Source organism: Shimia sp., from assembly GCF_022448905.1.
GTDB lineage: Bacteria > Pseudomonadota > Alphaproteobacteria > Rhodobacterales > Rhodobacteraceae > Shimia.
Genome location: NZ_JAKVCW010000001.1, coordinates 284169 through 303995, shown reverse-complemented (window position 1 = coordinate 303995; position 19827 = coordinate 284169). Strand labels below are relative to the sequence as shown.

The following is a 19827-nucleotide window of genomic DNA, read 5'->3' as shown; positions in this document are numbered from 1 at the left end:
AACACTCTCTTAGTTCACGCCGCTTTTGGTTCCAAAAACTTTGACGACGGACACAGGGTATGAACTGATTCAGCTGCTGGCCCATAGTGGTTTTCAACGTAGACTCCGCCTTTTTTGTTGTTGCCGACTGTGTAGCAGAAAATTTGTTCAGTGATGCATTTTGCTCAGTGAATGCAACCAAGATATATCGAACCGAATTTCTTCAGGGCGGCCGCCGCAACCTCGCAGGATGCACTTGGATCAATGTATAAGCCGTGTGGTTCCACCTGCACTACTGCAAAGTCTTCATCATCGATGTCTGCGCCGTTGGCTACGCTTAAGAATGCGTAGCGTATGCCTGCCCACATCTCGAAACCAAGATCAATTTCCAGATCGTCGTCATATCCAGAGTTTGGCACGTTGACGATTTTGTTGAGTTTTCCTAGCTCATCAAGAAGCATCGTTCCGCAAGTGTGAGCTATTAAATCGGCCAATTGAATGCCTGATACGAGCAGTGAGTCTTGTTCAAATCGAATCGTACAGTCGTCGAGGCCACTGACGTCTGAAGCTACACGCTTTCCTTTACTTTCCGAAGAGAAGAGACCTTCATCAAAGAAAACCTGATGGCGTTGACCCCTAAGTTGTGGGTGCAAGATCGCCTTCTTCAAGAGTTGGAGGGAAGCCGGACCGATCTGCTTGTCTCCATCAACAACGCAGACGGCGATCTGACATTTGGACCTTACAAAATTCCTCAAGGCGTCGCGCAAGCGCTGCAGATCCGGATTATCGCGCATCGTTGTAGATGATTTGTACTCGTAGGTTGCTAGATCGAACCCATTTTCCGCAAAAATTACTTCTAGTTCGTCATGAGGTTCAACGTCACAGATCGCGAAGGCTGCGATGGAAAATCCATGTTTGTGATGCTTGCTATCGTCTAGGTAGAAGTATGCCATAGGAAAAGTGTAGTCAGTCAGGTCTTATCACACAACAGGCTCCGCTGAACCAGAAGTGCGACCAGACGATCAATGTAGACCTTGGGCAAGCTGCACTACCGCGCTTGACAACGTCACCAATGTCCGCTGCGGGCCGTTCACAGCACTCTGCAAAGTCCGCTTCCTGCGCATTGCCGACCTTGGTCCTTGGCGCAGGAGTTGGTTTCCAATCTGACAAGGCCTGAATGGTCGCCTTTAGCCAGGTCGGAACTCTGACTTCGCAACCACAGAGAAATGCGGCTCTCAGGCCATGCAGACCGGTCACGTCCGCTTTCGGTCCGACAACGAAAGTGACCCGAGCTCTAATTGTAAGGGCCGTACTACGCAGCTAAATGCCGATCCACTCTGTGGTCCAAAACCCAGCCTTCAGACGGGTGACTTGATCCCAAAACGCCAACATCAGACACTTCGATGGAGCGAAAATGCGTCCAGTGCCTTCCGTACAATGTCATCTTTGGCATTCGAAGAGACAAAATACTCTCTGTGTTCCTTCTGATTGCACCACACAATCTGGCGAACGGCTTCGACAAGTCGCCAGCCGTCGGCAACCCGAACCAGTCTAATAAACGTTGTATTTTGTGGACCAGCTTTTCGAGCGTAAGTCGCGTTTGCTTTCTTCCCTGCTCTGCGAAACTCAATTTCTGTCCCGATCCTGTTTTTCTTAGACACCCCCCTATCTTCCAGAATCCGCTCGCCTTGTTCCGCAACTTCCACGATGTCATTTGCTCTAAGTACGTGTGCATTTGCTTTGCCATTTACCTTCGACAAATGCGTCCGAAGTGGACCTAATAATGTCTGTTCGATCTCCTCTTTCTGAACCTTTATTGCGACTATCTCGCCCTCCAGCGCTTCTCGACGACTATGCTCATCACAAGTTTTTTCGTCATCGAACTTGATTTCAGCCCACCGGCAATTCTGAATTTCCAATAGCCTTTTTTCTAGCGCAGCTTCTTTCTCCTCAATCTCCCGAATTTTCCTTAAAAATTTCGCGCTTGTGACTACGAATTTTTTGGCCATTTTTAACCCTTCCATCTTTCAAACCTTGAAATGTCGCCGGAACACCCGGCTCATAACTAGCTACATTGAAGTGGTTTCATGCAAATTCAAGCCTTCCGCACGGCCCGGACGAGCCAATGAAAACTCAAGAAATTAAGTTACTTAGCGGCCTTGAGACAACTTTGTTGAAGCTATTCTTCCAACAGAAGGATAGATCGGAAAAGTTGGGCTAGTTCGACCAGAAAAGCCTACTTAGAGGACGACAAGTACAAGCTAAGAAAAAGAATAAAAAAAAATTCCGCGAAATTTTGTTGCGTGTTACTCCGCGCCCCATGCGTCCATGTAAAACGGATGGGTAGGTCCATTAACCAAGGCAATACCTCCCGAATCCAAATAACTGGAATGAGAAAATTCACGCAAAAAGACATTGACGAAATCAACCGCCGGGTCGCCTTCGACGAAGCCCTGAGAGCTGGTACCCAACGCCGCCGCGAGCTGATGAAAGCCAGAAGCGCCCTCAATCGATCCGGTCAGTATCCCACGTCCTATGAACAGGCCGTCATCTCCGCGATGCGCGTGGGCTACTTCCCAGGAAAAAAGAGCTGGGTCGAAGCGCTTGGCCGCCTGATGAAGTGTCCACCGGACGTGGTCCGCCAACACATCGCCGGCGCCCAGGCCACCGACAAAGAGAGGGCGCTAGAAGCGCCCCCCATCAATGTAGACAAATTGCTCGCCGATCACGGAGTCGAGATCCCCGAAATCGACTTTGACGATCACTTGCCGTTGTAAAACGAAATCGTGCGATTTGCTTTCTGGCGCATCGCGTATGCCATCATCAGTCCGCGCATTGCCGCCCCAGTTAGCTTTGGGCGCCGACGCTGGTTCTGCATCCTCAGTGCATTTTCAAGCGTCCGCTTGTTCAGCCGGTTGACGCCAACGGCTGCGATAAACAACTTAAGCATCACATAGACCCCATTTCTTCGGCGGCCTCGGTCATCACCTTCAAAATCGCACCCTGCTGCGCCTGGACTGCAAGCAGGTGCTTCAAAATAAGCTTCTGAATCTTAGCCTGATCCTCAAAATAGACACGCATTTGCACTGCAATTTGCTCGTCCTTCATTCTGCCATCTCCTTTTGCTTTTGTGGCATTCAAAAGGTGTGCAGCAGACAGGCCCCCAAAGTTAAATCCAGCTGAAAAATTGCAATTCCAGGCCTCACATACATCTGAAAATGAAATCATATTTTTGAGCAAGCCATGTTTTTGCGATGCAAAAACGCTTGCCCACCGGGCGGGGAACACAACATGACGAGCACGAATTCGACTAGCCGGCGCCGCGGCGGCAGACCAAAATCTGAAGATCCGCGAGCTGATCAGATTTGCATTCGGCTGACTCAATCTGAGAAGTCAGATCTCGAAAGTCGTGCCGGCGCCGGAAACCTTGGTGACTTCATTCGCGCGCAGATCTTTGGTCGCAAAGTCCGCAATCCCGACACTGTGCCGGCGATCAATCGCGAAGCCTGGATCGAGCTTGCTCCCCTGGCTGCAAATCTGAATCAGATTGCGCATCATCTGAACGCCGGCAAATCTGTCGCGCCCGATCACATCCAAGATATCATCGAGCAGACATGCGAACTCTTGACCGAAGTTCGCGTGGGCCTGCTGACCGGCAAGTGATCTGCCGTGGCAATCGGCAACGTCATAAAAGGCTCAGCGATGGGCGGCCTGGTCGGCTACTTGCTCGGATCTCACGATCAATCAGGCGAAGAACGCCCGCGGGCAGATGTGATTGGCGGCACGATGAGCAGCAGATCCAAGGATCAGCTGACCGCCGAATTCAAAGCTGTCACTGACCTGAGGCCACGGCTCAAGAAGAACGTTGTGCATCAGAGCATCAGCTTCCCAGAGAACGAGCGCGAGCTGTCTGACCAGGAGCTTTCTGAAATCGGAAAGCACTGGGCCGAAGGCATGGGTTTCGAAGCATATGCAATTGTGTCGCACGGCGACCACATTCACCTCGCCTGTTCACGTGTAACTCTGAACGGCGGCGTTGTCTCAGACAGCAACGACTTCCAGAAGTCAGAGAAGCTGATCCGCGAGATCGAAGACCGCTTTGATCTTGTCAAAGTCGAAGCCTCTCATCTTCTTGAACCCGAAAACGCGCTTACACATAAGCGCGCGATCACTCTGCAAGAGATCAATATGATCGAGGACGGACAACAAGTTGACCGCTTTCAGATGACAAATCTGCTCGACCAAGCGCTCGAAGAAGCAACAACTGCAAGTGAATTTATCGAGCTGCTCGAAGATCAAGACATCGACGTCCGGCCGGCATTTGACGGCGCCGGCGGACTGAAAGGCTTCTCATACGTCGTCAAAGACGACGGCGCCATTTTCACGAGCGAAACCCTTGGGCGCTCATATTCTTACCGCAATCTACTGAAGAAAGGACTCGCCTATGAGCCGAGCCGCGACCGCGAAGCGCTTGAGCATGCAGCCGAGCGCAGCAGACAACGCCAGATTGATCGAAACGCAGAAACAGCTAACGAGCGACCTGCACGAGATGCCGGAGCAGCTCGCCTTGGCAGCTCTTCCGATCATCGAAGCCTTGCAAATGCAAACCGCAGAAACAAAGTCAGCGACATCACAGATGAACGCGACGATTTCGAAGTCATCGAAGACTTTGACGCAGCAGAACCAGGAGACCGCAGCGCAGCTAGAGAAGGCGACCAAATCAGCGAACAAAGCGGATTTGGCAGCGGAGAACCTGAAGCGCGAAGTTCAACAAGTGAAGAAAGAGCTGACGGAGATCTTGTTCAAAACAAAGCCTCCGAAGCTCCCGCTGATACTGCTGACAAGCCTGATACTGCTGTCCAGCCTCGTGCCAACACTGACAGTTCTGTGGCTCGCCCGAGCAGTGGGCGTTCTGTAACCAACTCTTCTGCCGGCACGGCAGCTGCTGCTCTTGTCCTGGATGCGATCAACGTCGATTGGGACAATGACCCGGACGCTGCATCGCGCTTCTTGAAGCTGTGGTCTGCACAGATGGCGCGCATCAACGCAGCTGCACTGAAAGCCAGCACAGCTTACAGCGCATACGTGCCGCCAAAGTCTCAGCAGCAGCTCTACAGGCCGCAGTACAACTATGGACGCACATATGAGCGCATCACTGCGCAATATGGGACAGGCCGGCACGTTGTCCGCGACAAGCAGATCACAAAGCAGCTCGATGCCATGGACTGTCACAGATACAACGTGACCATCTCAAGGAACGGCCAGAGCTACACCGCGACGATGAACCGGCAGCAGATCTTGGACGGGCAGAACAAGCTCGCGAAGCACAACGCGCGCGGTGCCAACATCCACATTCGCCCTGCCCTCCGCGAGATGGCGGATGGCAGCACCAAAGTGGAACCCCTTGTGCTCATGAAGGATCTGACACCAGTGGAGTTGGCAAAACTACGCGACGCCGGCGTAAGTCTCGCCGTCACACTGCGCGAGTCAGACGACAAACTCAGCGGCTGGGTGCGCATCGGTGACGAACCAGTCACAGCCAAAGAGCTGACAACCGCGGCCGAGATGATGCAGAAGCGCTTTGGCGGCACAGCTATCGTGACTTCCACCGAAGGCAGCAGGCTCGCCGGCATGACCAATCGCGACGTGACAGCTGACAACGGCCGCAGCCCATTCGTGAGGCTGAACACGCTTGATGACCCGCTGACCGCCACGACCGGCACCAAATTCTTGATGTCGGAAGTGCGTCAGCGCATCGAGCGCGAGCGCCAGCTGGCCGAAGAGCGCAAACGCAAAGAGCAAGCCCGTCTAACCAATCCATTCCCCGCCCCAGCGCCTTAGTCAGCTTGGACGCGGTGCGACTGGTGAAACACCTCGTCACGAATAACCATCATCGAAAAATCATCTGAAATCGCATAGATTTACACTAGGCCCGATCAACTAAACCTATGATTTCAAAATGACATTTTCCCGAACAAATTTCTTGACGAACATCAGATGCGTTATATGCAGATGGCAGACGCCGGCACACTGTCGCACCAAGAGAGGAAACGTCGATACACCAATTCCCATACCTTGAGGCAAACATATGTCCGTATTAGAACCCGAAAACCTTCTCTCGAATCCAGCAGCCATTCACTGGCTACCACCCGAACAAAAGCCGCCGCATCCAATCTATGTACCACTTGTCGATGTGAACCGCTGGTTTTCAATCTCCCGCGACACAGTTTATCGAGCCGAAAAACTCGGCCAGGTGAACATTTATCGCGGCAGTGGAAGGTCCGTCGTTAAGATTTCAGAGATCCAAAACTGGATCGAAAGCCGACAAAACAACCAAAACCAAAATAGGGGCTGACGTAGGGGCCAACAAAAGAGCAAGTTGCGAAAACCCAACAAAACTTGCTCTTTCAGCTTGACAATGGTGCGGTCGAGAAGACTCGAACTTCCACTCCGGTTAAGGAACAGCGACCTCAACGCTGCGCGTCTACCAATTCCGCCACGACCGCACTTGCCCTGGTGGGTGTGGGGCTAATACCGCCGCTGATTGGGGATGTGAAGCGAAAAGTGACGACGGGCAGGATTTTTTCATCACCGCTCCGTTGGCGACAAAATACAGCGCAAAACAAAGCAAACCCCAGCAGAAAGATTGCACGCGCCGCAGGAGACGCTTAGGTCACCAAAGACCTAAAAGCGAGGCGAGGCTCAAAATGGTGGAATGGATTCACTCCGATACGCTGATCAAGTACGACGAAGCGCTGTCGTTTATGGAGGCGCGGGCTGAAGCCATTGCCAAAGGCGAAGCTGAAGAGTGTATATGGCTACTGGAGCACCCTCCTCTTTACACCTCAGGCACGTCCGCCAAACTGGAAGACCTAACAGACCCGGACCGGTTTCCGGTCTTTGAGGCAAAACGCGGCGGGCAATACACCTACCATGGACCGGGACAGCGGGTTGTCTACGTCATGCTCGACCTCAACAAACGCGGCAAAGACATTCGCGCTTTTGTCAAAAACCTCGAAACCTGGGTGATCGCCACGTTGGCTGACTTCAGTTTGAAAGGGGAAATTCGGGACGGCCGCGTGGGCGTCTGGATTGCCCGCGACGACAAACCGTTGCAGGCTAACGGCGACAAAGCCGAAGACAAAATTGCCGCCATCGGAATCCGCCTCAAAAAATGGGTGAGCTTTCATGGCATTTCGATCAACGTCGAGCCGGACCTCAGCCATTTTGATGGCATTGTACCCTGCGGCATCACCGAGCATGGTGTGACGTCCCTTGTTGATCTCGGCTTACCCGTCACGATGGCCGATGTGGATGTGGCACTCAAACGTCAGTTTCATGAGACTTTTGGGGATACGCAGCTGTAACTCTGGCTATGTACATCTTGCTTAACCAGCCCGGACAACAGGTTGTTAACCTTCTTTGACGTAAACTTAGAGCAAGGTACCTGCTGTAGCTGCCCACTTTTGGCGTGATGTCCACGCCAAGCACGGTGCCTAACCTAAAGGTAGTGCGTCATGTCACAATCGCGAGCAATTCTTTTTCCCGTTTGCGTTGCGATGCTCCTTTTTTCGAGCAACGCCTTCGCCCAACAGGCAGCGACCAGACTGGACACATCCGTTTTGACAGGATTGGGCCGCGCATCTGACACCCGAACTTTGTTTAGCTTGTCAGAGCGCTTGAGTTTTCGCAGCACAACTCCCGGCGTAAGGAAAAGCAGCCCCAAGAACGCTTTGGGAAATCAACCAAGTATTACCGTGCAAAAAGACCGCGTTCGGTTGGAAATGCTTGGCTCGAGGGTATACGGTCTATTCACCCCTGCCGAGGAAACCGCCCACCGCCTCGCAACAACCTCAGGGGTTGTCGGCGTCGGTGTTGAACAACAGCTGGATCGCGGTGTTGCGTTAAACTTGGAATTATTTCAGGGACGCGCCAACTTGGGAAAACGCCCTAAGGCGGCTTTGAAGCTTCGCTTAAGATTTTGATAGGCTGCTATCGGAGCGCGCTGTTTTCTAGTTCGGCTCCAACTCGTACCGCTGTCAAAAACGCCTCCCTGCGACACAGTGGCTTACCCCACAATCTCAACTGTTTCATTCCTGATTAAAACAGTAGGTTAATACTGTAAGATAACTAGGAGCGATTCATGAAACACTCTCGGCGCATGTATTTAAAGCTTGCAGTCAGCACAATTCTGGCAGCTACCTTTGCGGCCCCAGCATTTGCAGATGAAGCACCTGAAGCTGCAGCAGAACCACAAGTACACGAAGTTTTGATGTACAACGCGGACCCAAATGACAAAAAAAAGAAGATGGTGTTTGTACCTGATCTTCTGCGTGCAAACCCAGGCGACACCATACGGTTTATTTCATCCGACAAAAGCCACAACGCAGTTTCTGACAAACTCATGCTGCCTGAAGGCGCAGACGCGTTTAAGTCAAAAATCTCGAAAGACTTCGAATATGTTGTCACGGCGGAAGGCACTTACGGCTACTTCTGCCAGCCGCACAGAAATATGGGCATGGTTGGTCTGATCTTGGTTGGAGATCCGTCTTCCAACTATGAGGAAGCCAAAGCAGCAATCGCCAAACAAAAAGGCAAGGCCAAAAAGGTCTACAAAGACATTTTTGAACGTGCCGATGCCATGCTGGCAACGGAACAGGGCAGCTAAGCCCTGCGACAGCTTATCTCTCGTACAGAGATAGATGTTGGACTAGAGTGATCCCCAGCCAAAACCATTAGCTAGGTAGATCCTCATGAAAAAATTGTTCGTAGCCTCGTCCCTATTGATAGCATTGGGTACAGTTGCTCATGCCGAGGGCGATGTTGAAGCTGGCGAAAAAGGCTTCAAAAAATGCAAGGCTTGCCACTCTGTTGTGAACCCAGATGGCGACGTGTTGTACAAAGGTGGCAAAACTGGCCCGAACCTATACGGCATCGTTGGTCGCGGTGTGGCCGCAGAAGATTTTAAATACGGCGCAGGCCTGCTGGAAGCCAAAGAGGCTGGCGTGGTTTGGACCGAAGAAATGTTGGTGGCCTACGTAACGGATCCCAAAGCTTGGTTGAAAGACAACGGTTACGCCACCAAGTCCAAAATGTCCTTCAAGTTGAAGAAGGGCGGCGAAGACGTGTTCGCATATCTCGCATCTCTGTCTCCAGCGATGGAAACGGAAGAGAAGTCCGAGTAAAACGTTCACCGCAGACAAAAAAGAGCCCCATGCAGCGCAAACTGCGTGGGGCTTTTCATTTAGAAAACGGCACGCCCTTGACAGGCGCGACAGGGTTATTCCAGCTCGATCAGCAAATCCTTCGCGTCGATCTGACCGCCCGGCGTTGTATGCACAGCCTTCACAACTGCATCACGCTCTGCGTGGATGCCGGTTTCCATTTTCATGGCTTCGATGGTCAGTAGCAGATCGCCTTCTTTGACTTCGGCACCAGCGGCAACCGCCACAGAGGCGACCACGCCCGGCATCGGCGCACCAATGTGGTTAGGGTTGCCAACTTCAGCCTTCGGGCGAGCCGCAGTCGCAGACTTCACCAATCGGTTTGGCACACGGATCACACGCGGCTGACCGTTGAGTTCGAAGAAGACTTTGACTTCGCCGTTCTCGTCAGTTTCACCAATCGCCTGCAGGCGGATTTCAAGCGTCTTGCCTGGGTCGATCTCTGCAGTGATCTCTTCGCCCGGCTCCATGCCGTAGAAGAACGTCTTGGTCGGCAGAGCACGCACCGGACCATATTGACGGTGACGGCCCATGTAGTCGAGGAAGACTTTGGGATACATCAGGTAGCCGTTCAGATCCTCGTCGTCGATTTCAAAGCCCTCAAGTTGGGCAGAGACTTCGGCGCGGGTTTCTTCCAGATCGATGGGCTTGAGGTGTTTGCCCGGACGTTCCAGATTTGGCTTTTCGCCTTTGAGCACCTTGTCGATGATCGCAGACGGGAAGCCACCATGTGGCTGGCCCAGATTGCCGCGCATCATGTCGACCACGGAGTCAGGGAAGGCCAGATCGGTCTTTGGATCTTCGACCTCTTCGCGGCTCAGCCCCTGGGACACCATCATTAGCGCCATGTCGCCCACAACTTTCGACGACGGCGTCACCTTCACGATATCCCCAAACATCTGGTTCACATCCGCGTAGGTCTGCGCCACCTCATGCCAACGCTCTTCCAGACCAAGGCTGCGGGCCTGCGCCTTGAGGTTGGTAAACTGACCACCGGGCATCTCGTGCAGATAGACCTCAGACGCCGGCGCAGCGAGACCGCTTTCAAAAGCGGTGTATTGCGCCCGCACACCTTCCCAGTAATCACTCACTTCACGCACGGACTTGATGTCCAAGCCAGTGTCGCGGTCGGTGTTACGTGTGGCCTCTACAATGGAGCCGAGGCACGGCTGCGACGTACCGCCAGAGAAGGCGTCCATGGCTGCATCCACAGCATCCACGCCAGCATCCGCAGCTGCCAGAATGGTCGCCCCCGCAATGCCGGAGGTGTCATGTGTGTGGAAGTGGATTGGTAGGCCAACCTCTTCTTTCAGCGCCTTGACCAAGACACGTGCAGACGCTGGCTTCAGCAGACCCGCCATATCTTTCAGGCCCAGTACATGTGCACCGGCGGCCTCAAGCTCCTTGGCCATAGAGACATAGTAGTTCACGTCATATTTGGCGCGGTTCGGATCAAGAATATCGCCAGTGTAGCAGATGGTGCCTTCACAGACCTTGCCGCTCTCAACAACCGCATCCATCGCAACGCGCATGTTCTCAACCCAGTTCAGGCTGTCAAACACGCGGAACACATCCACACCGGTTTCAGCGGCTTGTTTCACAAAGGCCTGGACCACATTGTCCGGATAGTTGGTGTAGCCGACGCCGTTGGACGCGCGCAGCAGCATCTGCGTCATGACGTTCGGCATGGCGGCGCGCAGATCACGCAGGCGCTGCCACGGACATTCCTGCAAGAAGCGGTAGGCCACATCAAAAGTCGCGCCACCCCAGCATTCCACAGAGAACAGATCAGACAGGTTTGCGGCGTACGACGGTGCCACCTTGATCATGTCGATGGAGCGCATGCGGGTCGCCAGCAAGGATTGGTGACCGTCGCGCATGGTTGTGTCGGTCAGAAGTAGTTTCTTCTGCTCCTTCATCCAATCGGCCACAGCCTGTGCGCCCTGCTCTTCCAACAGGTTGCGCGTACCGGGCTTGATCGCACCATGTTTGGCAGGTGGCACCGGCGCTTTCAGATCGGCGGCGGGCGCCGGACGATCTGTCGTTTCCGGGTGGCCGTTCACGGAGATGTCCGCGATGTAGGTGAGAACCTTGGTGCCCCGGTCGCGACGCTTCTCGAAGTTAAACAGCTCCTCGGTCTCATCAATAAACTTGGTGGTGTATTGATTGTTGAGGAAGGTCGGATGCTTGAGCAGGTTTTCCACAAACGCAATGTTGGTGGACACACCACGCACACGGAATTCACGCAGAGCGCGATCCATACGGGCAATCGCCTTTTCTGGGGTTGGCGCCCAAGCGGTCACTTTGGTCAGCAGCGAGTCGTAGTAGCGCGTGATCACACCGCCAGCGTAAGCCGTGCCGCCGTCCAGACGGATGCCCATGCCCGTTGCCGAACGATACGCCGTGATGCGGCCGTAATCCGGGATGAAGTTGTTTTGTGGATCTTCTGTGGTTACCCGGGTTTGCAGTGCATGACCGTTAAGGCGGATGTCGTACTGGCTGGACTTGCCAGTGGCTTCTGCCAGAGATTTGCCTTCAGCAATCAAGATCTGTGCCTGAACGATGTCGATACCCGTCACCTCTTCGGTAACGGTGTGCTCTACCTGCACGCGCGGGTTCACTTCGATAAAGTAGAACTTGCCGCTCTCCATATCCATCAGGAACTCAACGGTGCCGGCACACTCATAATTCACGTGGGCACAGATTTTACGGCCCAGTTCACAGATTTCTTCACGCTGTGCTTCAGACAGATAGGGCGCAGGCGCACGTTCCACCACTTTCTGGTTGCGGCGCTGAACCGAACAATCCCGCTCATAGAGATGGTAGATGTTGCCTTTGGTGTCTCCGAGGATCTGCACCTCCACGTGACGCGCGCGGGTAATCATCTTCTCCAGATAGCCTTCGCCATTGCCAAAAGCGGCTTCGGCTTCGCGACGGCCTTCGAGCACCTTCTCTTCGAGCTCATCCTCGCCAAAGATCGGGCGCATGCCACGACCGCCGCCGCCCCACGAGGCTTTGAGCATTAGCGGGTAGCCGATTTCGGCCGCTTCTTTCTTGATGGCGTCCATATCGTCGCCCAGCACTTCGGTTGCCGGGATGACCGGCACACCAGCCTCGATTGCCACCTTGCGGGCGGACGCTTTGTCGCCGAGCGCGCGCATCGTTGCCGCTTTTGGGCCAATAAAGGTGATGCCGTTTGCCGCGCAGGCGTCGACAAAATCCGGGTTCTCAGACAACAGTCCATAACCCGGGTGGATCGCATCTGCGCCGCACTCTTTGGCCACGCGAATGATCTCATCAATGCTCAGATAGGCAGCAACCGGGCCCATTCCTTCACCGATGCGGTAGGCCTCGTCCGCTTTGAAGCGATGAAGACCAAGTTTGTCTTCCTCTGCAAAGACCGCCACGGTCTTCTTACCCATCTCGTTTGCGGCCCGCATCACGCGGATCGCAATCTCGCCACGGTTGGCGACTAGGATTTTGGAAAATTCAGGCATCGGCAGGCGTCCCCTCTTTGGCACTGTCGGTGTTTGGACGAATTGCTACAAGCATGCCGCACCGCAGCGCAATACCCACTGACCCTGATTCTGAAATATTTCCGTTACATTTTGTACTTGAGTTGTTTCCGAACGGAATAAAACTACCGTGAACGGCGGTTTTGCGCAGTTGCATTGCGCAAAACCTCACGCCATGTGCGTAACAATCAAAACATGGAATGTAAAAATGCTGACCCGTCGTCGCTTCTCTTTTACCCTTGGTGTCCTCTCTTTTATCCCCGTTGGCGTGCTCGCGAACTCCGATACGCTCACCGCGGAAGAGGCGTACACCCGCATGCAATCTGGCGAGCTGATCCTGATTGACGTGCGCACGCCGCAAGAATGGCAAGAGAGCGGTGTGGCAGAAGGCGCTTGGCTACTGGACATGCGCGAGCCAGACTTTGGCCGCTGGATCATGGCGGTTCTGGAGCGCAACCCCAACCACCGGGTCGCGGTGATTTGTCGAAGTGGCAACCGCAGCGGACGACTGATGGGCCTGTTTGCGCAAAATGGCATTGATGGGACGTTGGACGTGACCGAAGGCATGTTGGGCGGCCCGCGCGGCAAGGGATGGATTCCATCAGGCCTGCCAACAGTCAGTGCTCAAACCGCGTTTGAGGCGATGCCTAAGGACCTGACCGCCAAATAACCGCTTAGAAGGGGCGCAGCTTGTTTGGCACCTCTGTCAGGTTTTCCAAGCCAAGCTGCCCCATGTTGGCTTTTAGATCCTGCTTGAGAATGTCCACAAGATGTGCGGGGCCTTCGCTGCCCAGGGCGGCAAGCGCGTAGTGGAACGGGCGGCCCATCATCACAAAATTCGCCCCCAAAGCCAGCGCCCGCAGGATATCAAGGCCGGTTTCAAAACCGCTATCGACCATCAAGGGCAGGGCAGTGGCGGCGCGGATTTTGGGCAAAACTTCAATGGGAGCCGGCGCTGCATCAAACTGACGGCCTGCGTGATTAGACAACCACAGCGCATCGACGCCCATGGCCTCAAGCCTCGCACAGTCCTCGCTGCGCAGCGCGCCTTTGACAATCAAGGCGCCGTCCCAATTGTCCCGCAGCCATTGAACATAGTTCCAATCCGGGGAGGTACGCAGCAGGTAGCCCGCATGGGCAGTGGAACTTAATCCGGAAACTTGTCCTGCATAATCATCGATCAGCTTCATACGCGGCATACCCGACCGCGCGGTCGCCAAGGCCCAGGCTGGCCGCAATGCCACCTGCGTCAGAAGGCGCGGCGTGAGCTTCGGCGGTGTCGTCAGACCAGACCGCACTTGCCGCTCTCGGCGACTGGCTGTGGGCACATCGACCGTTAGCACCAAGGTGGTGAACCCAGCCGATTTCACGCGTTTCAAAAGGTCCTTGCGGATACCTTCATCGCGTGGCGGATAGAGCTGAAACCACCCGTTTTGCCCAATATGAGGCGCAAGGTCTTCCGGTGTTTGCGTTGCAACCGTGCTGAGCGTGTAAGGCATATTGGCGGACACCGCCGCCTGCGCCAGCGTCTGCTCCGCCCCCGGCCAGATCAGCCCCGACATGCCCACCGGCGCAATTCCGACTGGAACGTCATAGACTTGCCCCAAGAAAGATGACGTGACATCTGGTGTCTGTTCACCATGCAAAATGGACGGTTCAAACAGGATCTCATCCAGTTTCTGCCGGTTACGCGCCTTGGTGCGCTCCTGGCCTGTGGCACTGTCCAGATACTCCCAAACAAATTTGGGAATGCGCTTTTGGGCGCGGGTGCGCAGGTCACTTAAGGCGGGGTATCGGGCGTGCAAATCCATTTGCCGACCGTCATATGCCGCACAAAAAAAGTCCAGCGCGACTTGCTTTTTGGACGTTCAACCATCAATGGAACATAAGAAGAACAGGCTTTTGCCTGTCCAAGGTTTGCGATAGGGTAACGTCCATGAGCAGTTTTGACGAATTTGACGCCTTCGAAGGGGCTTCCCTGTCGGCACGTGCAATGGCGCCGCGCCCGATGCCGTATCTTGACGAACTCAACCCCGCGCAGCGTGAGGCCGTGGAAACGCTGGATGGCCCGGTTTTGATGCTGGCCGGCGCAGGCACCGGCAAAACCAAGGCTTTGACGGCGCGGATTGTGCATTTGCTCAACACCAATCGCGCCCGGCCAAACGAGATTCTGGCGGTGACCTTCACCAATAAAGCCGCCAAGGAAATGAAAAACCGCGTCGGCAATATGTTGGGGCATCAGATTGAAGGCATGCCCTGGCTGGGAACCTTCCACGCGATCTGTGTGAAACTGCTGCGCCGTCATGCGGAGCTGGTTGGGCTCAAATCCAACTTCACGATTCTCGACACTGATGACCAACTGCGCCTGCTCAAGCAATTGGTCGCGGCCGCCAACATCGACGACAAACGCTGGCCTGCGCGGCAGTTGGCGTCTTTGATCGACGGCTGGAAGAACCGCGCGCTGACACCGGAAAAACTGCCTGCTGCTGACGCCGGGGCCTATAACCATATGGGCGGGCAGCTCTATGCGCAGTATCAAACCCGGCTGAAAGAACTCAACGCGGTGGATTTTGGTGACCTGCTTTTGCATACGGTCACAATCTTCCAAGACCACCCGGATGTGCTGTCCAACTATCAGCGTTGGTTCCGCTACATCCTTGTAGATGAGTATCAGGATACCAACGTGGCGCAGTATTTGTGGCTGCGGCTGTTGGCGTCCTCGCACAAAAACATCTGTTGTGTGGGCGACGACGATCAGTCGATCTACGGCTGGCGCGGAGCGGAAGTGGGCAACATCCTGCGGTTTGAAAAGGATTTCCCCGGCGCGCATGTGGTGCGGCTGGAGCAGAATTACCGCTCCACGGGCAATATTCTGGCAGCAGCATCCAACGTTATTCGCGGCAATGAAAACCGGCTGGGCAAAGAGCTGTGGACCGAGGCCGACATGGGCGAGAAGGTGCGCCTTATTGGTCATTGGGACGGCGACGAAGAAGCCCGCTGGGTTGGGGAAGAAGTCGAAGCGATGCAGCGCGGCACCCGCGGCAGTGATCCCAAGTCGCTGGAAGATATGGCGATTTTGGTCCGTGCCTCACATCAAATGCGCGCCTTTGAAGATCGCTTCCTCACCATCGGCCTGCCTTACCGCGTGATTGGCGGGCCGCGATTCTATGAGCGCTTGGAAATTCGCGACGCCATGGCCTACTTCCGCTTGGTGGTCAGCCCAGAAGATGATCTGGCGTTTGAGCGCATTGTGAACACCCCTAAACGTGGTCTGGGCAATGTGGCGCAGCAGAAAATCCAGACTTGCGCGCGGGCCAACGGCGTGAGCCTCGTAGAAGGCGCGCGAATCCTAGTTGAGGAAAAGGGCATTGGCGGCAAAGGCGCCAAAGAGCTTGGAATTCTACTGGATGGTTTGGACCGCTGGCGCAAGCAAGGCACCGCACCTGTGGTTGAGGTGCCACTGGATGATGACGATGTTATTGATGATGGCACTACTCAGACGGCCATGCGGTTTCAGGAAGGCCACGCAGAGCTGAACCACGTGGAACTGGCGCAGGTGATTCTGGATGAGGCCGGTTACACGGCCATGTGGCAGAACGACAAAACGCCAGAGGCACCGGGGCGGCTGGAAAACCTGAAAGAACTGGTCAAAGCTTTGGAAGGGTTCGACAATCTGCAAGGTTTCCTTGAACACGTCAGCCTGATCATGGACAACGAAAGCGAGGATGCGGAGCAGAAGATTTCGATCATGACGCTGCACGCGGCCAAGGGCTTGGAGTTCCCGGCTGTGTTCCTGCCGGGGTGGGAAGACGGGCTGTTCCCGTCTCAACGCAGCATGGACGAGACCGGCCCCAAAGGCCTCGAGGAAGAGCGACGGCTGGCCTATGTGGGAATCACTAGGGCCGAAGAACTCTGCACCATATCCTTTGCGGGCAACCGGCGTGTGTTTGGTCAATGGCAAAGCCAGATGCCGAGTCGTTTCATTGATGAGCTTTCTGAAGAAAACGTCGAGGTATTGACCCCGCCTGGTCTCTATGGACACAGCGGCGGCTCACGGGCTGCCGGCGGCAGCTTTGGCCAGTCAGGATTGGAAAAATCTGCTATGAACGCAGACGGTTACAACTCTCCGGGCTGGAAACGACTGCAATCCCGTGCAGGGCAATACGGCACCAGCCAGCCCAAAGAGAGCAAAGCGGCCGCGATTGATCTCACCGCCGTCAGCAGCTTCATGGTGGGTGACCGGGTGTTCCACCAGAAGTTCGGCTATGGTGCCGTGACGGACATTGAAGGCGACAAGCTGACAGTAGATTTTGAAAAGGCTGGTGAAAAGAAAGTGGTCGCCCGCTTTGTCAGTGCACCGGATGACATTCCGTTTTGACCCCACGTTTGTGATCCGCCGCGCGGTTGACAGCAAACGCCACCCTGCGTTGAGGTGAGGTCCAGACAGGAGGACCTCATGATTTTCTACGATTGCGCCACAGCGCCCAGCCCGCGGCGGGCACGGATGTTTATTGCCGAAAAAGGGTTGGAGATTGAAACGCGGCAAGTGGATTTGCGCAATGATGGCCACCGCGCACCGGAGTTTCTGGCGCTGAATCAACACGGTACCGTACCTGTACTGACGACGGACGAAGGACTGAACCTGACCGAGAACATCGCGATTGCGGGCTACCTTGAGGCGATGCACCCCGAGCCGCCGCTGATGGGCACAACGCCGGATGAAAAAGGCGCGGTGCTGATGTGGAATGCGATCTGTGAGTTTCATGGCGGCATGTCGATTGCCGAAACGCTGCGCAATGCCTCCCCTGCCCTCAAAGGCCGCGCACTGCCTGGGGCAGTCAACTATGACCAAATCCCTGAGTTGGCGGAACGAGGCGCAAAGCGCCTGCAATTGTTCTACGCCACATTGGAACAACGCCTTCAGGACAGCCCCTGGCTGGCTGGTGACAGCTTCACAATGGCGGACATCACCGGTTATGTGTTCTGCGATTTTGCGCGGATCGTAAAGATGACACCGCCAGATGAAAACACAGCGACGCAGGCTTGGCTTGCCAAGATTGCGGCCCGCCCCAGCGCACAAGCGTAAGGCAAGGCAAACACGAGAAAAGGCGCTCTTCGGAGCGTCTTTTTTGTTGTGCATCAAGAATTTGGAGAGAGAAGGCAGCGGCGACATCAGGGAGGAGGAGAGATGTCGCCGCGCTTCACACAAAACGCTCAGGGAGGAGGAGAGAGCGTCTCGATACCGGTGACCCCGCGACGGGATCGAATTTCGAGTGCGACGGTGCCAGGGAGGAGGAGAGGCACCGTCGCTCTAGTTACAAGCGCCCTCAGGGAGGATGAGAGAGGGCTCTTGATACCGTTGGGCCTGTGGGCCCGAATTTGGTGCGACGACACCAGGGAGGAGGAGAGGTGCCGTCGCTATGTTCAAGCGCTCCAGGGAGGAGGAGAGGAGCAGCTTGAGCTCGGTGGACCGTTCTGGTCCTATGTTCGCTACGACGACACCAGGGAGGAGGAGAGGCATCGTCGCAGTAGTGGAAGGCCTGAGGGAGGAGTGGCCTTCCGAATTCTTATGCCTCGCGGCTTGCTTCGATCGCCAAGCGGCGGATCATGGAGCGGCTCAGACCCAGGTCGGCCAGTTCGCGGTCAGAAAGCTGGTTCAGCTCGTTGTAGGTCGCGCGGTACACGCGGTACTGACGGAAGCGTTCTGCTGCGTTTGCGAAAAGGACCGAAAGGCCAGAGGCTTTAGGTGCGGTCACAGAAGATGTGCTTACTACATATGCCATTGTCATTTCTCTCAGTCTGCTAGAGTGTCTGTTCGCTGTTGTGATGGTGATATAGGCGGATGCTGCATCTGCACAATAGCTGCCTTGACAAAGCAGCCATGCGCTCAGCGAATAGCAGACGTTACGTCAAGGTAAACTGTAGAAAAATTAACCAAGGTGCGGAATTGGTTGAAGAAATGTAAACCCATTCCTAAATCTACATTCTAGAAGTGCCTTTATTGTGCACGCGCAGCATAGGAGTCGCGCATGTCCGTCAGCAAAGAAGAAGTGCAAGCGGTTTTGCAAAAAATTTCCCTCCCGGACGGGGGCGATTTGATCTCCCGCGATTTTGTGCGCGCTTTGAGCATTCGCGACAAAAATGTGCAGTTTGTGATCGAAGCGCCAAATCCTGATATAGCACGACTCATGGAGCCGTTGCGTAAAATGGCGGAAGCGGCCGTTGCGCAGATGGACGGGGTCGACTCGGTGCAAGTGGCCCTGACGGCGCATGACAGCGCGCCTGCCCCAAAACCGGCGGCCCCCAGCCTAAAGATTGGCGGACACCCCAAACCTCAAGCTGGCCCCATGAAAGTGGCGGGCGTGGATCGCATTCTTGCGGTGGGGTCCGGCAAAGGCGGCGTGGGCAAATCGACCGTGTCCTCCAACCTCGCCGTGGCACTCGCAAAACAAGGCCGCAAGGTGGGTTTGCTGGATGCTGACATCTACGGCCCAAGTCAGCCGCGCATGATGGGGGTCAACAAACGTCCGGCAAGTCCTGACGGTAAAACCATTATTCCGCTTGAGGCCCATGGGGTCACCGTGATGTCGTTGGGGTTCATGCTGGAGGAAGACAAGCCTGTGGTCTGGCGCGGGCCGATGTTGATGGGCGCGCTGCAACAGATGCTGACGCAAGTGCAGTGGGGCGATCTGGATGTGCTCATCGTTGACCTGCCCCCCGGTACCGGGGACGTGCAGCTGACGCTGTGTCAGAAGACGGAGCTGACCGGTGCCATCGTGGTGAGCACACCGCAGGATGTGGCCTTGCTGGACGCGCGCAAGGCGCTTGGTATGTTTGATCAATTAAAGACGCCGGTGCTGGGACTCATTGAAAACATGAGCCTTTTCCACTGTCCGAAGTGCGGACACGAGGCGCATATCTTTGGGCACGGCGGGGTTGCGGCGGAGGCTGAGAAGCTGGGTGTACCGCTGCTCGGCGCGCTGCCAATTGATCTGGACACGCGGCTTGCGGGCGATGGTGGCACGCCGATTGCCGCCGGTGACAGCGACATGGCACAGGCCTATGCGCAGATTGCCAATGGGCTTGTGCGGGGCGGGATGGCCTAAGCC

General features: G+C 55.1%; 19 protein-coding genes and 1 tRNA gene. 11 read left to right on the top strand and 9 right to left on the bottom strand.

Features of this window, described 5'->3' with window-relative positions; translation table 11 throughout:
* Positions 1 to 164 precede the first annotated feature (164 nt).
* The gene (locus MK208_RS01680; RefSeq protein WP_294113247.1) at positions 165 to 932 is read right to left on the bottom strand and encodes a hypothetical protein; all 768 of its coding nucleotides are present in this window, start codon (positions 930 to 932) and stop codon (positions 165 to 167) included.
* Between the two features lie 438 nt (positions 933 to 1370).
* On the bottom strand, positions 1371 to 1988 hold the full coding sequence (locus MK208_RS01675; protein WP_294113245.1) for a hypothetical protein: 618 nt from the start codon (positions 1986 to 1988) through the stop codon (positions 1371 to 1373).
* Between the two features lie 381 nt (positions 1989 to 2369).
* On the opposite strand from MK208_RS01675, the gene MK208_RS01670 reads away from it, so the two are divergent.
* Positions 2370 to 2756, top strand: coding sequence for a hypothetical protein (locus tag MK208_RS01670; protein ID WP_294113243.1), 387 nt, complete (start codon positions 2370 to 2372; stop codon positions 2754 to 2756).
* Here the strand turns inward: MK208_RS01670 and MK208_RS01665 are convergent.
* Together MK208_RS01665 and MK208_RS01660 are read right to left on the bottom strand one after the other, a co-directional pair.
* Positions 2741 to 2929 (bottom strand): hypothetical protein, encoded by a 189-nt coding sequence (locus tag MK208_RS01665; RefSeq protein ID WP_294113242.1) that lies wholly within the window; start codon positions 2927 to 2929, stop codon positions 2741 to 2743. The two genes, MK208_RS01670 and MK208_RS01665, sit on opposite strands and share 16 nt — an antisense overlap.
* Positions 2929 to 3087 carry a hypothetical protein gene (locus MK208_RS01660; protein ID WP_294113240.1) on the bottom strand — a complete coding sequence of 53 codons (159 nt, stop codon included), beginning with the start codon at positions 3085 to 3087 and terminating at the stop codon, positions 2929 to 2931. The genes MK208_RS01665 and MK208_RS01660 overlap by 1 nt, the downstream gene beginning before the upstream one ends.
* A 183-nt stretch (positions 3088 to 3270) precedes the next feature.
* On the opposite strand from MK208_RS01660, the gene mobC reads away from it, so the two are divergent.
* Both mobC and MK208_RS01650 read left to right on the top strand, forming a co-directional pair.
* On the top strand, positions 3271 to 3642 hold the full coding sequence (gene mobC / locus MK208_RS01655; RefSeq protein WP_294113238.1) for a plasmid mobilization relaxosome protein MobC: 372 nt from the start codon (positions 3271 to 3273) through the stop codon (positions 3640 to 3642).
* Positions 3643 to 3648: 6 nt separating this feature from the next.
* Positions 3649 to 5820, top strand: a complete 2172-nt coding sequence (locus tag MK208_RS01650) for a relaxase/mobilization nuclease domain-containing protein (RefSeq protein ID WP_294113236.1) — start codon at positions 3649 to 3651, stop codon at positions 5818 to 5820.
* 578 nt (positions 5821 to 6398) lie between these two features.
* On the opposite strand, the gene MK208_RS01645 is transcribed toward MK208_RS01650, so the two are convergent.
* Positions 6399 to 6485, bottom strand: a tRNA-Leu gene (locus MK208_RS01645).
* A gap of 93 nt (positions 6486 to 6578) precedes the next feature.
* Between MK208_RS01645 and lipB the strand changes: the two genes are divergently transcribed.
* From lipB to MK208_RS01625, 4 genes are all read left to right on the top strand, one after another.
* Positions 6579 to 7346 carry a lipoyl(octanoyl) transferase LipB gene (lipB, locus tag MK208_RS01640; RefSeq protein ID WP_294113234.1) on the top strand — a complete coding sequence of 256 codons (768 nt, stop codon included), beginning with the start codon at positions 6579 to 6581 and terminating at the stop codon, positions 7344 to 7346.
* Between the two features lie 312 nt (positions 7347 to 7658).
* Positions 7659 to 7964, top strand: a complete 306-nt coding sequence (locus MK208_RS01635) for a hypothetical protein (RefSeq protein ID WP_294113233.1) — start codon at positions 7659 to 7661, stop codon at positions 7962 to 7964.
* Positions 7965 to 8122: 158 nt separating this feature from the next.
* Positions 8123 to 8647 carry a pseudoazurin gene (locus MK208_RS01630; RefSeq protein ID WP_294113231.1) on the top strand — a complete coding sequence of 175 codons (525 nt, stop codon included), beginning with the start codon at positions 8123 to 8125 and terminating at the stop codon, positions 8645 to 8647.
* 85 nt (positions 8648 to 8732) lie between these two features.
* Positions 8733 to 9164 carry a cytochrome C gene (locus MK208_RS01625; protein WP_294113229.1) on the top strand — a complete coding sequence of 144 codons (432 nt, stop codon included), beginning with the start codon at positions 8733 to 8735 and terminating at the stop codon, positions 9162 to 9164.
* Positions 9165 to 9259: 95 nt separating this feature from the next.
* On the opposite strand, the gene MK208_RS01620 is transcribed toward MK208_RS01625, so the two are convergent.
* Positions 9260 to 12700: a pyruvate carboxylase gene (locus tag MK208_RS01620; protein WP_294113225.1), complete on the bottom strand. Its 3441-nt coding sequence runs from the start codon at positions 12698 to 12700 to the stop codon at positions 9260 to 9262.
* Positions 12693 to 12875 (bottom strand): hypothetical protein, encoded by a 183-nt coding sequence (locus tag MK208_RS01615; protein WP_294113223.1) that lies wholly within the window; start codon positions 12873 to 12875, stop codon positions 12693 to 12695. The genes MK208_RS01620 and MK208_RS01615 overlap by 8 nt, the downstream gene beginning before the upstream one ends.
* Before the next feature lie 18 nt (positions 12876 to 12893).
* Here MK208_RS01615 and MK208_RS01610 point away from each other — a divergent pair, with 18 nt between their 5' ends.
* Positions 12894 to 13388, top strand: a complete 495-nt coding sequence (locus MK208_RS01610) for a rhodanese-like domain-containing protein (RefSeq protein ID WP_294113221.1) — start codon at positions 12894 to 12896, stop codon at positions 13386 to 13388.
* Between the two features lie 4 nt (positions 13389 to 13392).
* Here MK208_RS01610 and MK208_RS01605 read toward each other — a convergent pair whose 3' ends face one another.
* Positions 13393 to 14529: an alpha-hydroxy acid oxidase gene (locus tag MK208_RS01605; RefSeq protein ID WP_294113219.1), complete on the bottom strand. Its 1137-nt coding sequence runs from the start codon at positions 14527 to 14529 to the stop codon at positions 13393 to 13395.
* A 125-nt stretch (positions 14530 to 14654) separates the two neighbouring features.
* Between MK208_RS01605 and MK208_RS01600 the strand changes: the two genes are divergently transcribed.
* Positions 14655 to 17096, top strand: coding sequence for a UvrD-helicase domain-containing protein (locus MK208_RS01600; RefSeq protein WP_294113218.1), 2442 nt, complete (start codon positions 14655 to 14657; stop codon positions 17094 to 17096).
* Between the two features lie 78 nt (positions 17097 to 17174).
* Complete coding sequence (locus tag MK208_RS01595; protein WP_294113216.1) at positions 17175 to 17804, top strand: glutathione S-transferase; 630 nt, start codon at positions 17175 to 17177, stop codon at positions 17802 to 17804.
* Positions 17805 to 18285: 481 nt separating this feature from the next.
* Here MK208_RS01595 and MK208_RS01590 read toward each other — a convergent pair whose 3' ends face one another.
* Positions 18286 to 18501, bottom strand: coding sequence for a DUF1127 domain-containing protein (locus MK208_RS01590; protein WP_294113214.1), 216 nt, complete (start codon positions 18499 to 18501; stop codon positions 18286 to 18288).
* A gap of 246 nt (positions 18502 to 18747) precedes the next feature.
* Here MK208_RS01590 and MK208_RS01585 point away from each other — a divergent pair, with 246 nt between their 5' ends.
* Complete coding sequence (locus MK208_RS01585; protein ID WP_294113213.1) at positions 18748 to 19824, top strand: Mrp/NBP35 family ATP-binding protein; 1077 nt, start codon at positions 18748 to 18750, stop codon at positions 19822 to 19824.
* Positions 19825 to 19827: the final 3 nt, after the last annotated feature.